At 60.0% G+C, this 14015-nt stretch carries 13 protein-coding genes; 5 read left to right on the top strand and 8 right to left on the bottom strand.

The window, feature by feature from the left end:
• The 3 genes from gltX to FHT77_RS15840 form a co-directional block, all read right to left on the bottom strand.
• Nucleotides 1-1458, bottom strand: coding sequence for a glutamate--tRNA ligase (gene gltX / locus FHT77_RS15850; protein ID WP_183755908.1), 1458 nt, complete (start codon nt 1456-1458; stop codon nt 1-3).
• Between the two features lie 192 nt (nt 1459-1650).
• A complete protein-coding gene (locus FHT77_RS15845; protein WP_183755907.1) occupies nt 1651-3420 on the bottom strand; it encodes an SLC13 family permease in 1770 nt (589 codons plus the stop codon).
• 139 nt (nt 3421-3559) lie between these two features.
• Nucleotides 3560-4111, bottom strand: coding sequence for a TetR/AcrR family transcriptional regulator (locus FHT77_RS15840; RefSeq protein WP_183755906.1), 552 nt, complete (start codon nt 4109-4111; stop codon nt 3560-3562).
• Nucleotides 4112-4224: 113 nt separating this feature from the next.
• Between FHT77_RS15840 and FHT77_RS15835 the strand changes: the two genes are divergently transcribed.
• Nucleotides 4225-5259 carry an aldo/keto reductase gene (locus FHT77_RS15835; protein WP_183755905.1) on the top strand — a complete coding sequence of 345 codons (1035 nt, stop codon included), beginning with the start codon at nt 4225-4227 and terminating at the stop codon, nt 5257-5259.
• 52 nt (nt 5260-5311) lie between these two features.
• Here FHT77_RS15835 and FHT77_RS15830 read toward each other — a convergent pair whose 3' ends face one another.
• A complete protein-coding gene (locus tag FHT77_RS15830) occupies nt 5312-6073 on the bottom strand; it encodes a hypothetical protein (protein ID WP_183755904.1) in 762 nt (253 codons plus the stop codon).
• A 135-nt stretch (nt 6074-6208) separates the two neighbouring features.
• On the opposite strand from FHT77_RS15830, the gene FHT77_RS15825 reads away from it, so the two are divergent.
• Nucleotides 6209-6757, top strand: coding sequence for a glutathione peroxidase (locus FHT77_RS15825; RefSeq protein ID WP_183755903.1), 549 nt, complete (start codon nt 6209-6211; stop codon nt 6755-6757).
• A 27-nt stretch (nt 6758-6784) separates the two neighbouring features.
• On the opposite strand, the gene FHT77_RS15820 is transcribed toward FHT77_RS15825, so the two are convergent.
• Complete coding sequence (locus FHT77_RS15820; RefSeq protein WP_183755902.1) at nt 6785-7441, bottom strand: TetR/AcrR family transcriptional regulator; 657 nt, start codon at nt 7439-7441, stop codon at nt 6785-6787.
• 122 nt (nt 7442-7563) lie between these two features.
• Between FHT77_RS15820 and FHT77_RS15815 the strand changes: the two genes are divergently transcribed.
• Both FHT77_RS15815 and FHT77_RS15810 read left to right on the top strand, forming a co-directional pair.
• Nucleotides 7564-8763: an HlyD family secretion protein gene (locus tag FHT77_RS15815; RefSeq protein ID WP_183755901.1), complete on the top strand. Its 1200-nt coding sequence runs from the start codon at nt 7564-7566 to the stop codon at nt 8761-8763.
• Nucleotides 8764-8787: 24 nt separating this feature from the next.
• Nucleotides 8788-10356 (top strand): MDR family MFS transporter, encoded by a 1569-nt coding sequence (locus tag FHT77_RS15810; protein ID WP_183755900.1) that lies wholly within the window; start codon nt 8788-8790, stop codon nt 10354-10356.
• Nucleotides 10357-10406: 50 nt separating this feature from the next.
• On the opposite strand, the gene FHT77_RS15805 is transcribed toward FHT77_RS15810, so the two are convergent.
• Nucleotides 10407-11234 carry an AraC family transcriptional regulator gene (locus FHT77_RS15805; RefSeq protein ID WP_183755899.1) on the bottom strand — a complete coding sequence of 276 codons (828 nt, stop codon included), beginning with the start codon at nt 11232-11234 and terminating at the stop codon, nt 10407-10409.
• A 95-nt stretch (nt 11235-11329) separates the two neighbouring features.
• Here FHT77_RS15805 and FHT77_RS15800 point away from each other — a divergent pair, with 95 nt between their 5' ends.
• On the top strand, nt 11330-12262 hold the full coding sequence (locus FHT77_RS15800; protein ID WP_183755898.1) for a phytanoyl-CoA dioxygenase family protein: 933 nt from the start codon (nt 11330-11332) through the stop codon (nt 12260-12262).
• A gap of 31 nt (nt 12263-12293) precedes the next feature.
• Here FHT77_RS15800 and FHT77_RS15795 read toward each other — a convergent pair whose 3' ends face one another.
• Together FHT77_RS15795 and FHT77_RS15790 are read right to left on the bottom strand one after the other, a co-directional pair.
• Nucleotides 12294-13043, bottom strand: a complete 750-nt coding sequence (locus FHT77_RS15795; protein ID WP_183755897.1) for a TerC family protein — start codon at nt 13041-13043, stop codon at nt 12294-12296.
• A gap of 101 nt (nt 13044-13144) precedes the next feature.
• Complete coding sequence (locus FHT77_RS15790) at nt 13145-13984, bottom strand: AraC family transcriptional regulator (protein WP_183755896.1); 840 nt, start codon at nt 13982-13984, stop codon at nt 13145-13147.
• Nucleotides 13985-14015: the final 31 nt, after the last annotated feature.

Raw genomic sequence — 14015 nt, 5'->3', positions numbered from 1 at the left:
TCAGTTCTTCGGGCCGACGAGGGAGGCGACTGCCTGAGAGGCCAGTTTCAGCCTCTGGCGCACGACGGAGCGACCGAGGATCGCCATGGAGTCGAACAGCGGCAGCGAGCGCGACGAGCCTGATACGGCAACAAAGAGCGGGGCCACGATGACCTTCAGCTTCTTGCCCATGCGATCGGCAATGGCGCGCAACTCGGCTTCGATCGTCTCGACGTTCCATTCGAGGATCTTTTCGAGATCGGGCTGAACGGTGTTGAGGATCTCGAGGATCTCTTCCGGCGGCGACTTGATCTTGGCGAAAGCCGACGGGTCGACACCGAGATCGGACTTCAGCAGGAAGCCCGCGAGATCAGGCAGTTCGCCAAGCTTGGAGATACGCGACTGCGACAGGCGCAGGCCGGCCTTCAGACGATCGTTCTCCATCGCCCAGTCGAGCACGCGGGCCTGGAATTCTTCTTCCGACAGTTTCTCGCGGATCCAACGACCGTTCAGCCAGTCGAGCTTCTGGATGTCGAAGATCGCGCCGGCCTTGGAAAGGTTCTCAGGATCGAACTTCTCGGAGAGCTCTTCCATATCAAGCAGTTCTTCGCCTTCGGCGATCTGCACGAAGAACAGGCCGAGGAAGTTCATCAGCGCTTCCGGAATGTAGCCGAGAGCGGAGTAATAGGAGATCGACGTCGGGTTCTTGCGCTTCGAGAGCTTCGACTTGTCGGCATTGCGCATCAGCGAAAGATGCATGAACACCGGCTGTTCCCAACCGAAATAGCGGTAAAGCAGGATGTGCTTCGGTACCGAAGCCAACCACTCTTCGCCGCGGGCGACATGGGTGATCTTCATCAGATGATCGTCGATGACATTCGCCATGTGATAGGTCGGCATGCCGTCGCCCTTGATCAGGACCTGCATGTCGACCGAATCCCACGGAATGCTGACATCGCCATAGACGCCGTCGGTGAAGTCGCAGGAGCCCTCGGTCGGGATCTTCATGCGGATCACGGAGCCTTCGCCAGCGGCCATCTTGGCGCTGACCTCTTCGGCGGAGTATTTCAGGCAACGACCGTCATACTTCGGTGCCTTGCCGGCGGCGCGCTGTTCTTCGCGCATCGTTTCCAGACGCGCGGGCGTGCAGAAACAGCGGAACGCGTGGCCCTTGTCGAGCAGTTCCTGGCCGTAAGGCGTATAGATGTCCTTGCGGTCGGACTGACGGTACGGGCCGTAGGGGCCGCCGATATCAGGACCTTCCTTCCATTCGAGGCCGCACCATTTCAGCGCGTCCAACACCTTCGTCTCGAATTCCGGTGTCGAGCGCGTGGCATCGGTGTCTTCGATGCGCAGGATGAACTCGCCGCCGTTCTTCTTGGCGAAAAGATAGTTGAAGAGTGCGATGTAAGCAGTGCCGACATGCGGCTCGCCGGTCGGCGAGGGAGCAATGCGGACGCGGACGCCGGAAGCTGTCATTTTTATGTGCCCGTCAAATGAATGCCGGACGGCTTTTCCTGAGAAAGCGACGTTCGGCCGGAAAGAATGCAGATAACTGGATCAGGAAACCGGCCGGAAAAGGGCACTGCCCCCGTTCATCCGCCGATTGCCCATTTGGCTGGCCTTAAGGCCATATTCGACCGCGCGCGTCAAGGAAAATGGGCAGTTGGGTCAACGAACCGGCCAGACGTACAGAAGAACCGGTACGCTGACGAGGACGATGATGAAGGACAGCGGCAGGCCGAGGCGGGGGTAGTCGCTGAAACGATAGCCGCCGGGACCGAAGACCAGCGTGTTGCATTGGTGGCCGATCGGCGTCAGGAAATCGCAGCCAGCCCCGATGGCGACCCCCATCAGAAAGGCTTCGGGTCTATAGCCGAGCGTATGGGCAAAGCTCGCCGCAATCGGCGCCATGACCAGAACCGTTGCGGCGTTGTTGAGGAATGGGGTCACCGCCATGGCGGTAATGACGATCAGCGCCAATGCGCCGAAGGGCGGCATCTGGGCCGCAAAATGGCCAAGCCACCCGGCAATTAGATCACTGCCGCCGGTCGTTCGCAATGTGTCGGAGACGGGGATCAGGGCGGCAAGCATGATGAGGATCGGGCCGTCCACCGCCTTGTAGACCTCGGCGAGAGGGACTGCCCGGAAAACCACCATCGCCAGCGCCGCGCAGAAGAAGGCGACCGAAACCGGAACCATTCCGGCCGCCGTCACTGCCATGGCAATCCCGAGGATCAGCAGCGGCACGTAGGCCCTGCGTGGCGTCCCAAGCATGATCTCGCGCTGCGCCAACGGAAGACAGGAGAATTCCTGCAGGAAGGCCGGCAGGTTTCGACGGCTGCCCTGCAACACAAGAACGTCACCGGCGCGCAGCGTGACTTCGCTCAGCCGTTCCGTCAGCCGGTGGCCGTGTCGGCTGACCGCAAGCAGGTTGATGCGCCGGCGATTCCAGAGCGAGAGCTGGCGCGCGGACCAGCCGATCAGCATGGACTCGGAGGAGACCACTGCTTCGATCGAAGTCACGTCACCTTCCGTCTTTGCCTCGGGGATCGGCTTGCCTGAAAGCTTGAGCTTGGCGTTGGAAACGACGCGGTCCAAGGCTTCAGGACGCCCCTCCAGCAGGATCGTGTCGCCTGGCTTCAGGAGAATGTCGGGGAATGGCGAGAGGCGCGAATGCCCGCGAAGGATCGCGGTTGCGACCACTTCGCCATCTCCGAGCTGCAGGATTTCGTTAAGCTTCTTGCCTTCGAAGCCGGAGCCTTCGACCACCGTTGCTTCGGAGAAATAATTCTTCAAATCCAACGCTTCCTCAAGCGATGGGTTCTCGTTCTGTCGCTCGGGAACGAGCCAGTGGAAAAAGATCAAGAAGACGATACCGACCAGAGCAAGCGTCGCGCCGACGGGTGTGAAGTCAAACATCGTGAAGGGTGTTCCGGTGATTTCGCCGCGAAGTCGCGAGACCACGATGTTCGGTGAGGTGCCGATCTGCGTCATCAACCCGCCTAGAAGCGCGGCAAAGCTCATCGGCATCAGGTAGAGCGACGGCGACCTCCCGCTCTTTCGGGCAAACTGGAAGGCGACCGGGATCATGATCGCCAGCGCGCCGATATTCTTGATGAAGGCCGATAGAACCGCAACGACGATGAGCAGCAAGGCGAGCTGCGCGTGTGGCTTGGTCAGGTTGGGGAACAAGCGCTTGATCGTACTGTCGACGATGCCCGAACGCGCCACACCGGCACTGACCACGAGCGCACTGCCGACGATGATGACAATATCATCGCTGAAGCCGGAAAATGCCTTGTCGAAAGGCACAATGCCGACACAGATGGCCAGCACCAAAGCGCAACATGCAACCAGATCATAGCGAAACCGGTCCCAGATGAAGACCGCCATCATCAGGCCGATGACGCCGAAGGCGAGTATCTGTTGGGTCGTCATGCTCTTCCGAAAACTGAAACTCGGCAGCAGAGAACCTCCTGCCGTGAAGTCATAACTGTACCGCGCCGTCGGCTATTCAATCCCCGGCGGTGCGCAAAAGCTCGGACAGACGTCAGCGATCGGGATGGGGATAACGATCTCAGCCGTTACTGACGATGCGGATGGTTTCCGCGAGAATTTCGTCAGAGAGAGCCTCGTCATCGACCGCGCGGGCCATGACAAGGGCGCCTACGAGACTTGCAAGATCGGCAATCGCTTTGCCGCGATCGGCTTGGCCGCCGGTCTTTTCCTGCAATGTCTCCATCTGATCTATGCGCTTCCTGACATAACTGGCGATCACGCCACGCTTTCCGCTTGGCAGACGCGCAAGTTCCGGGCCGAGGGAGGCCACTGTGCAGCCATTCTCGGCTTCGTCTCGATGCGCTTTGGAGAGGTAGGTCTCGGCCAAAGCCGCGACCGAGGGAAAATCCTGCTCCGATCTCAGGCTTTCATCCATGGCGTGGCTCAAAGCTTCGGCCGCGAGGTCGCCCTTTGATTTGAAATGACCATAAAAGCCGCCATGCGTAAGTCCGGCGGTTTTCATAACCTCATCGACGCCGACCGCATGGATTCCCTTTTCGCGAAACAGCCTTCCGGCCGCGTCGATGATCCGCTTGCGGTTTTGGTCTGCCTGTTCCTTGGTTGGGCGCATTTTTTGGCCTCTCCTGATTTGCTCTTGACAAATTATATGACGTTCGTCATTTAATTGCAAATGAATGACGACCGTAATTTAAAAAGTGATGACCAACGAAAGAGGACGATGACATGCGATACAGGATCTTCGGCCGGACCGGCCTTCGCGTCTCCAGCCTGGCACTCGGCACGGGCAACTTCGGGACCGGCTGGGGCTACGGCTCGAGCCGTGAGGAGGCTAAAGTCGTGTTTGATGGCTACCGCAATGCGGGTGGCAACTTTGTCGATACGGCAGATCAGTATCAATTCGGCCAGTCTGAGACGATGCTAGGCGAATTCATCGCCAGCGACCGGGATGACATGGTCGTCGCGACGAAGTTCTCGCTCGGGGATCGTCATGGCGCCGGCCTGCAGGCTACCGGGAACAGCCGCAAGGCGATGGTGCAATCGGTCGAAGCGAGCCTGAAGCGGCTCGGCACCGATCGCATCGATCTCCTCTGGGCCCATATGCCTGATGCGGTGACGCCGATCGATGAAATCATGCGCGGCTTCGACGATCTCGTCCGCTCGGGCAAGGTCCTCTACGCTGGCCTCTCCGATTTTCCGGCCTGGCGGGTGGCGACGGGTGCGACGCTTGCGGAGCTGCGCGGTTGGGCGCCGTTGTCGGCCTTGCAACTGGAATACAGCCTTGTCGAGCGTACGTCCGAGCGCGAGCTTCTGCCGATGGCGGCCGCCTTTGGTCTGGGTACTGTCGGCTGGTCGCCGCTCGGCGGCGGGCTGCTGACCGGCAAGTACCGCAAGGGCGAAACAGGCCGGAAGCAGGGACTTGGCGTCGTCATTCATGGCGAAAGCGATGCCCGCAAGACCGCAACAGTCGACGCGGTGCTTGCGATTGCCGAGGAGACCGGCGTCTCCGCCGGCCAGGTTGCCATCGCCTGGGTATTGCACAAAGGCACGCTGCCAATCATCGGACCGCGTACGGCGGCGCAGCTGTCGGACAACCTCGCAGCGCTTGATGTAAAGCTAACCGATGAACAGGTCCGGCGCCTCGACGAAGCGAGCGCCATACCGCTCGGTTTCCCGCATGACGTGGTCTCCCGCAGCCGGGATACGCTCGCCGGGGCCAAGGCCGATTTCATTGATTGGCCAACGGTTGCCGTTCGCTGACGCCGAAGGCGAGTCGTGCCGTCTCGTGGCGGCGGCACGGGATTCGGAGCCGCTATTGTTGCAGCTCGGCCAGCGCCCTGCGCAGAGGCGTGTCGGAGATCTGAATCCAGCCTGAGAATGGGATATCCATATCGAGCACGACGAAGATCGACAGCGATATCAGCAGCGCCGAGATCGAGAACATCAGCACGACGATGATGTTTCTCGGCGCTCGATAGCCAAAGCTCGCAAAGATCAACGTCAGCCATGCTGTCAGCATGCTAATGAGCGGCCTCGGAATGACGCCTTCCGACTGCTCGACGATGACCCATCGCTGCTCCACGATCCTCTGGTACTGCTGGCGGGCGTCGTTCCACAGCGCAACGTGTCCGGGGTCGGACGGCCTGATCAGCGAAAGACCGTCGCCGACGGCATTGAGGGCAAATTCGGTCGTCCGGTCACTCTTGACCAATGGATCCGGCGCCGTACGTGCAGGATTGGTGAGGGCTTTCTCGACGTAATTCTGCAGTCGCTTGCGGGTTTCGGTGGCTTCGAGGCCGTAGGTGCGCAAGGTCCGGTCGAGAAGAATGATCTGCGTCGCGAAGGCGTGAACGTTCTTGTCGATCTCGCCGAAGGTATTCTTTGACGAGTTGATCATCAGGCCAAAGACGAGCGATGTCATCACGACGAAGATGTTGGCGACGAGCCGGACGACCGTATTGGTCTCGTCCTGGCGGTGATGAACCGGCAACTTCGAGTAGGTCAGCATCGTTCCGATCGAGGCTGTCATGAGCAAAGCGAAAACAGCGGCCGCCACCAGCAATTCCAGCCCCATCTTTCGTCGCGCCCTCCTCTGCTCTTGGGGCAAACTAGCTGTTTTGTTTGATTTTGCCAGTGGACGCTATCGGACGGCTGGACAAATGCACCGGTGGGTATAGCTTCCGCCGCGGAATTCATGCTGGAGATAGCGATGACGGATCTTTTGAACATACCGGTGAAACTGGCTGACGGTCGCGAGACGACCCTGAACGATCACCGCGGCAAGGTGATCCTGGTCGTCAATGTCGCTTCCAAATGTGGCCTGACGGTCCAGTACGAAGGACTTGAGAAACTCTATGAGGACAAGCGCGAGCGCGGCTTCGTGATCGCCGCCTTTCCAGCGAACAATTTCAAGGGGCAGGAACCGGGCACGGATGCCGAGATCGTTGAGTTCTGCACCCTCACGTATGACGTGAAGTTCCCGATCTTCTCAAAGATCTCGGTCAAGGGCGATGACAAGCACCCGCTCTATCAATTGCTGACAACTTCCGCCGGCACTGCGGTCGGGGACGGCCCGATGCGGGAGCGCTTGCGTACTCACGGGATCGAGACCGGCGACAAGAGCGATATCCTCTGGAACTTTGAAAAGTTTCTAATTGGTCGCAATGGCAAGGTCGTGGCGCGGTTTGCGCCTGATATCACGGCGGAAGATCAGCGACTGGTCTTGGCGATCGACAAAGAACTGGCGGCGTCGGCCTGACGCTGTAGCGAACAGCAAGCGCGGCCGTCATGCATGGACGACGGCCGCCCCGTTCAGAAACAGATCAGCGCACATCTTTGCCCGGTTGGCGATCTCCTCGATCCCAGGTGCGGGCCGCTGGCGCAGCATTGTCGCGCGCTGCGGCTCCATGGTCATCATCCCGCGCAACATGCCGCATGCGGCATGCGGATCCTCGAGGGCGATCGCACCGCGCTCGATCTGCCTGCGCAGCCATCCCTCCATCAGCGTATTGGTTCGGACTACGGCTCGTTCGTAAAACGAATTCGCGATCTCCGGGAAGCGATCGGACTCGCCGATCACAAGCCGTATCATGGTGATCGTATCTTCCGAGAGCGTCAGCATGCCGTAGGCCATCAGCATCCGCTCCAACCCTTGGCGTAGATCAGCTGCCGCAAGCGTAGTCGGGTCGAGCGCCAGCAGAAAACGGCCAATGCGATCGGAAATAAGGTCCGAGAAAAGATCGGCCTTCGTTGGAAAGAGGCGGTAGAGCGTCTTCGTCGATACGCCCGCTTCCTGGGCAATCGCCGCGATGCTGGCGGTTGCGAATCCATTTTCATGAAACTGCCGGCTTGCAGCCTCGATGATGACGCTCCGGGTGTCCTCGTCGCAGCGCATTTGCGGTCTGCCACGCTGCTTTCTCTCGATTTCGTGATTTTGGACCATCACTATTTTCCAAATTCGTGTTGACATCGATTTTATAGTGCATATTTTGGAAAACGTCAATTTTCCTTTTATGCATCACGGCCGCAGCTTCCTCTCACGGCGACCCTGATCCGGAGAAAACAATGACCATCCAGAAGCTGCATGCTCTGAACAACAACGCTCCAGCCACTGAAACGGTCGCAGAGGTAGCGCCGGAAACCCTCGAAGCCGGCAAGCCGCTGCCAGTGGCGGCGCCGGTTGCCGCCTCTGAAGGCAAGCAAGCCCGCAAGCGCCGACCGGGCCGGTTGTTGCTGCTCGGTGCGGCTGCACTCGCAATCGTCGCCGCCGGTGCTTACTACGGACACGATTACTGGACGGTCGGCCGTTTCCATGTGTCGACAGACGACGCCTATGTGAAGGCGGACACCAGCGCGATTGCCCCCAAGGTCTCCGGCTATCTCGCCGAGGTGCTTGTGCGGGACAACGAACCGGTCAGGGTTGGTCAGCCGCTTGCACGCATCGACGACCGCGATTTCCGCACAGCGCTCGATCAGGCAAAGGCGGACGTTGCCGCCGCGACGGCCACATTGAGCGCGAAGCAGGCCGCCCTCGAGATCCAGCAATCGACGATCGCCGCCGCCCGCGCCACCGTCGAGGTTGACAAGGCGAACGAGACTTTCGCCGAGCAGAACAACAAGCGCTATTCGAGCCTTGCCACAAGCGGATATGCCCCGGTCCAGACCGCCCAGCAGGCCGCGTCGCAGATCGCCGCCACTCAGGCGACGATCGTGCGCGATACGGCCGCCCTCGACGCCGCGGTCAAGCAGGTCGATCTTCTGAACGCCGAGCTTGCGCAGGCAAAGGCCACTCTGGCCCGAAGCCAGGCGATCGAGCATCAGGCCGAACTCAACCTCTCTTACGCGACGATCGTCGCGCCGGTCGATGGCACCGTCGGGAACCGCACCCTGCGCGTCGGCCAATACGTTCAGGCAGGCACACAGCTGATGTCGGTCGTTCCCGTCAGCGCGGCCTACATTGTTGCGAACTATAAGGAAACACAGCTGACCGACGTGCATGCCGGACAGCCGGTCGAAATCGAAGTCGATACCTTCCCGGGCCGGACCTATCACGGCCATGTCGACAGCATTGCGCCGGCAAGCGGACAGGAATTCGCCCTGCTGCCGCCTGACAACGCTACGGGCAATTTCACCAAGGTCGTGCAGCGTATTCCGGTCAAGATCGTGCTCGACGGCAACGATACTGCCAGCGGCGATCTTCGCCCCGGCATGTCCGTGCAGCCAAGCATCGATACCAAGGCCGCCGATACGGCTCACGGAGTGTAACGGGAGCGGGATGGGGATCTTGTCATGTCTACTTCAATTGCAGTCTCCCAGCCCCGAGCCAGCACGAGGGATTGGATAGCCGTTTGCGCCGGCATGATCGGCGCGTTCATGGCAATCCTCAACATTCAGATCACCAATGCTTCGCTGCTCAACATCGAGGGCGGCATCGGAACGGGCGTCGACAACGGCGCCTGGATCTCCACCTCCTATCTGATCGGCGAGATCGTCGTCATACCGCTGACGGCCTATTTCAGCAGCGTCTTCTCGTTCCGCCGCTACATTCTCGTCAATTCCATCCTCTTTCCGCTGTTTTCAATGGCATGCGCGTTCGCGCACGACCTTGGCACGATGATCCTGTTTCGCGGCCTCCAGGGGTTTGCCGGCGGCGTCCTGATCCCCATGGCCTTCACCATGGTGCTGACCAAGCTGCCGAAGAGCCAGCAGCCGCTCGGCCTGGCGCTCTTTGCCCTGTCGGTAACCTTCGCGCCCGCCATCGGGCCGACAATCGGCGGATATCTCACGGAGAATTGCGGCTGGCAGACGATCTTCTTCATCAATACCCTTCCGAGCGCCATCATGGCGGTGGCCCTTGCTCTGACGCTGCAGAAGCAACCGATGCAGTTGCATTTGCTGAAGGAAGGCGACTGGGCGGGTATCGCCACCATGGCAATCGGCCTCTCTGCCCTGCAGACGGTGCTCGAGGAAGGGAACAAGGACGACTGGTTCTCCTCACCCTTCATCATCAAACTCAGCATTGTTGCCTTTGTCTTCCTTGCAGCCTTCATCTGGATCGAGCTCAAGGTCGAAAAACCCCTCGTGAAGCTGCGACTGCTGAAGCAGCGCAATTTCGGCATCGGTGTTTTCGTCAACGTGCTCGTCGGCGTAGCCCTGTTCGGGTCCGTCTACATCGTCCCGCAATATCTCGGCCAGGTACAGCGCTACAACGCCGAGCAGATCGGCAACGTTCTTGCCTGGACGGGTCTGCCGCAGCTGATGCTGATCCCTCTCATCCCATGGATGATGAAGCGCGTGGACGTCCGTGTGCTCGCCGTCGTCGGCGTGAGCGTCTTTTCCATCAGTTGCTTCATGAACATCTGGCTGTCGCCCGACAATGCAGGCGACCAGTTCTGGATCCCGAACATCGTGCGCGCCATGGGTCAGGCACTCGTCATCACGCCGGTCACCGCCATCACCACGGGCGGCATCGCTGCAGCGGACGCTGCGGCTGCCTCGGGCCTGACGAATATGCTGCGCAACCTCGGCGGTGCCGTCGGCACTGCCTCGCTGGGTACGATCCTGACGAAGCGCGAGCAGTTCCATTCGAACATCATAGGTCAGTCGGTGACGCTTGCCCGTGACGAGGTTCGCGACCGGCTCACCCAGACGACGAACTATTTTCTGGCGCACGGTGTTTCGGATCCGGCACTCGCCACCCAAAAGGCCATCGTCGCCTTGGGTCAGATCGTCAAGCGCCAGGCGCTGATCCTCGGCTTCAGCGACACGTTCGCCGTCATCGGCGTCGTGCTTGCGATCGCCGCGTTCGCCTTGCTCTTCACGCGGAAGACGCAGGCCGGCGGCGCCGGCGCGCACTGACCGCCATTCGTCAAATCGCGAGCGAGGGCCGGCTGACGCCGGCTCTCGTTTTATAATCGGCGGTGCTGGCGACGAAACTCGCTCGGTGAACAATGTTCGCGATCCTGAAACAGCCGCGAAAAATAGAACGCGTCGTCAATGCCGATGGCGTTCGAGACCGCCTCGATCGAAAGATCGGATGTTGCCAATAACTGCTTCGCCCGGTCGATGCGGAGGCGCAGCTGGAACGCTTTCGGCGACAGGCCGAGAGCGGTGTGGAACCGACGTCGCAGTGTTGCCGGAGACACGCCGAATTCCTGTGCTAGGGAATGCATATCGATCGGCTCGAATGCACGACGTTGCAGGGTTTCGATCACCAATTCCAGCTTTAGTTCCCCGCCATCGTCCCTGCGCGTGTTTGTCTGGCGCGCGCCCTGAATGGCAATGCGGTGAAGCGTTGCCGCTGCCGATGCGAGGCCGAGCGGATCGCCTGCGGCGAAGTCCGAGTACAGCGCGCCGAAGAGATGCTGCATCTCACGAAGATTGTGCAGGCGCACGAGCGGCGCTGTTATCGAAATTAGGCGCTGGCCGATCAGGTCCGCCATCAACGTTCCCTCGAAGAGCGCCCATCGCTCCTCCCAGCTTTCATTCTGGGCGGGACCATAGGAATGCAATGTGCCGGCGGGCAGCCAGAAGAGCGACGGGCCATTGATCTCTTGTATGCCGGCCTTCACCGTCTGCAGCGTGCCGCGTCCGGCTTCCACCAACACGACCGCATGCATGAGCAGACGGCGGTTGATGATACGCGTTCCGATGTCCTGGCGTCCGAATCCCGTGACCGCGATTGCCGTCCGGTCGGAAGAGGGGGAACGGTACAGAGCAATTGGACCGTCCATCATGAGCGAAAAGTCCAGTAATGCCTTTCGTCCATGGCGAACCTCTTTTGTTTCCTTCAAATTTCCAGCGTTTCTATCTCACTTTGGGAGTGATCGGAATGTCAAGTCTCGCCTTAGATCGCGGGCCAACTCAAGTGCCGGCAATCGACCTAGTCGCCAACGGGAAAATCCTTTCGACCGTTCCGAACCGGCTGGGGGCGCTGGAGCCGACGGATCCGTCGATCGGCGTGGAGGCGATCCGCAGGCTGTATCATGAACACGGTTATGTATGGTTGAAGCGGTTTCTCGATCCCGTTGCCGTCAACGCCTTTCGCGGCTGGGTTTTCGCGCATCTGGCGCGTGGCGGGCTGATCGCGCCCGGCTCCGATCCGATGATGGGGCTGTTCGCCAATGCGGTGCCGGACAAAAGCCAAGTGGATCGCATCCTCATGTCGCTCGTCCGTTCGGTTGCTTTCGAGGGCTTTTGTGCCCAGAGGCGGCTTGCGCAGTTTATGGACGAGTTCCTCTCGGGGATTTCCTATTTGCACAAGCGGAAGATTATGCGTTTCACTCAGCCCGGCACGACGACGGCCACGCCTGCTCACTACGATCTCGTCTATCTGCGCGGCGGTACGAGCCGGCTGGTGACGGCTTGGATTCCGATCGGCGATACACCGGTCGATATGGGCGGCCTCGTCTACCTCGAGGGGTCGCATGCCATCGGCGCGCGCATGGAGGAGGCGTTCGCCAGGAAGAGCCAGGATCTCTCCGCCGAGGAGAGGATCAGCGCCTTCAATCGCAACATGACCGAGGGCGGCTGGGTTTCAAAGGACCTTCCCGAGATGGCGGAGCGCTTCGACACGCGCTGGCTGATCGCTGACTATGAGGCCGGAGACGTGGTGTTGCACAGCCCGTACATGATCCATGCCTCGACCACCAACCAGAGTGCTTCCAACCGGATCAGACTGTCCACTGATATCCGCTACCAGAACGTCGATGACGAGATCGACGCGCGTTGGAGCAACCATTGGAGTTTGGGGGACATGCTGTAGGACGCGGCCTCAGAACCGCGCCCTCAGCACTTTAGTGACTGCCTTGCTTTTTCCGCTGGCGAGCATTGCGGGCGAAGATGTTGAGCACTTCCACCAAGGCGGAGAAGGCCATCGCGGCATAGACGTAACCCTTCGGAACATGGAAGCCCATGCCTTCGGCGATCAGGGTCGTGCCGATCATCATCAGGAAGGCGAGGGCCAGCATCACGATGGTCGGGTTTCTCTCGATGAAGTTCGCGAGCGGCGTTGCGGCAACCAGCATGACGGTCACGGCGGCAATCACGGCGACGACCATAATCGGCAGGTGCGGCGTCATGCCGACGGCGGTGATGATGCTGTCGACCGAGAAGACGAGGTCGAGTAGCAGGATCTGACCGATTGCGGCTGTAAAGCCGGCCGTCGCGGCAGTGCCAATGAAATCTTCGTTGTGATCGGCCGGATCGACGTTGTGATGGATTTCCTTCGTCGCCTTCCATAGCAGGAAAAGACCACCAGCGATGAGGATGATGTCCTTCCAGGAGAAGCCGTGGCCAAACAGTTCGAAGATCGGCGTCGTCAGCTTCACGATCCAGGCAATAGTGCCGAGGAGAGCAAGACGCATGATGAGGGCAAGGCCGATGCCGACCTTGCGTGCTTTTTCGCGATGTTCGGGCGGAAGCTTGTTGGTGAGAATCGAGATGAAGATGAGGTTATCGATCCCGAGGACCACTTCCATCACCACGAGGGTAACGAGAGCCACCCATGCGGCCGGGTCCTGGACGAGCATCATGATATCTTGCATCAGCGTTTATCCCCTTGCGCCACAGAATCTGACGCTCGCAATGTACGGACGCGTCCTGCCTTGGCAAGCGCGCAAGGGGATATACGAAAGCCGAGTGACTTTTATTCCTTGATGGGGATCCAGATTTCCGTCAGACCCATGCCGGTATAGGGATCGAAACGCTCGTCGTAGCGCTCGAACATGTCGGGCAGACTGCTAAATTCCATACCGGAGTTCGGCACCCATTCCCCGAAGATCCGGTGCATCGTCGCCGGAATGCCCGAGACATGGCCGCGATGGGCAAAGACCGCATAGCGCTGGCCAGGGATTTTCAAGGTGACAAAGCCGTCGGGCAGGTCGCTGCTGTCGTTGACTTCCACGGCTGCCATGTAGCGGAATTTTTCCGCCTCTCCTTCAATATGTGTGCAGACGCCATAGGCGACATTGCCGATCTGGCCGGGAATGTTGCCGAAGTGCGTATTGAATCGCTGCCACAGCGAGGGGATCGCGGCATTGCCACCGTAGGGGTAGGTCTCCTGCAAGCCGGCAAAGAGCATCGGCGGCAAGGTTTCGAAGCGCGGCGGTTCAAGTTCGGGAAGGCGAGCGGGGTCCATGCGGATAGGCTCCAGAAGCGCGAGGTTGCGTATGTGTCCTTGCTTGCGCACGGCGTCCGGCGTGACGCCGAATTGGTCGCGAAAGGCACGGGTGAACGCCTCGTGCGAGCCATAGCCCGCGTCGAGGGCAACCTCGAGAATGTTGGCCGGCTGGTTGACCAGCATCCGTGCCGCACCGCTCAGGCGGCGGGCGCGGATATAGCTGCTGATCGAATGACCAGTGACGAGTCCGAAGACGCGCGAAAGATAGTAGCGCGAAAGCCCGGCAACGTCCGAAATCTCTTCAAGAGTAATGTCGTTGCCGAAATGACTTTCGATAAACCAGATCGCTCGTGCGACGGCGCTCATTCTTTCTCCCTTGGCTGCATTTCCTTCATAG

The organism is Rhizobium sp. BK181 (genome assembly GCF_014193305.1).
Lineage (GTDB): Bacteria > Pseudomonadota > Alphaproteobacteria > Rhizobiales > Rhizobiaceae > Rhizobium.
The sequence above is the reverse complement of the archived record's forward strand: the minus strand, read 5'-3'. Positions and strand labels throughout refer to the sequence as shown.

What these genes read in the sequence shown, in the direction of transcription:
- gltX (WP_183755908.1), bottom strand. Translation starts at nt 1,458, where the DNA reads ATGACAGCTTCCGGCGTCCGCGTCCGCATTGCTCCCTCGCCGACCGGC.
- FHT77_RS15845 (WP_183755907.1), bottom strand. Translation starts at nt 3,420, where the DNA reads ATGACGACCCAACAGATACTCGCCTTCGGCGTCATCGGCCTGATGATG.
- FHT77_RS15840 (WP_183755906.1), bottom strand. Translation starts at nt 4,111, where the DNA reads ATGCGCCCAACCAAGGAACAGGCAGACCAAAACCGCAAGCGGATCATC.
- FHT77_RS15835 (WP_183755905.1), top strand. Translation starts at nt 4,225, where the DNA reads ATGCGATACAGGATCTTCGGCCGGACCGGCCTTCGCGTCTCCAGCCTG.
- FHT77_RS15830 (WP_183755904.1), bottom strand. Translation starts at nt 6,073, where the DNA reads ATGGGGCTGGAATTGCTGGTGGCGGCCGCTGTTTTCGCTTTGCTCATG.
- FHT77_RS15825 (WP_183755903.1), top strand. Translation starts at nt 6,209, where the DNA reads ATGACGGATCTTTTGAACATACCGGTGAAACTGGCTGACGGTCGCGAG.
- FHT77_RS15820 (WP_183755902.1), bottom strand. Translation starts at nt 7,441, where the DNA reads ATGGTCCAAAATCACGAAATCGAGAGAAAGCAGCGTGGCAGACCGCAA.
- FHT77_RS15815 (WP_183755901.1), top strand. Translation starts at nt 7,564, where the DNA reads ATGACCATCCAGAAGCTGCATGCTCTGAACAACAACGCTCCAGCCACT.
- FHT77_RS15810 (WP_183755900.1), top strand. Translation starts at nt 8,788, where the DNA reads ATGTCTACTTCAATTGCAGTCTCCCAGCCCCGAGCCAGCACGAGGGAT.
- FHT77_RS15805 (WP_183755899.1), bottom strand. Translation starts at nt 11,234, where the DNA reads ATGATGGACGGTCCAATTGCTCTGTACCGTTCCCCCTCTTCCGACCGG.
- FHT77_RS15800 (WP_183755898.1), top strand. Translation starts at nt 11,330, where the DNA reads ATGTCAAGTCTCGCCTTAGATCGCGGGCCAACTCAAGTGCCGGCAATC.
- FHT77_RS15795 (WP_183755897.1), bottom strand. Translation starts at nt 13,043, where the DNA reads ATGCAAGATATCATGATGCTCGTCCAGGACCCGGCCGCATGGGTGGCT.
- FHT77_RS15790 (WP_183755896.1), bottom strand. Translation starts at nt 13,984, where the DNA reads ATGAGCGCCGTCGCACGAGCGATCTGGTTTATCGAAAGTCATTTCGGC.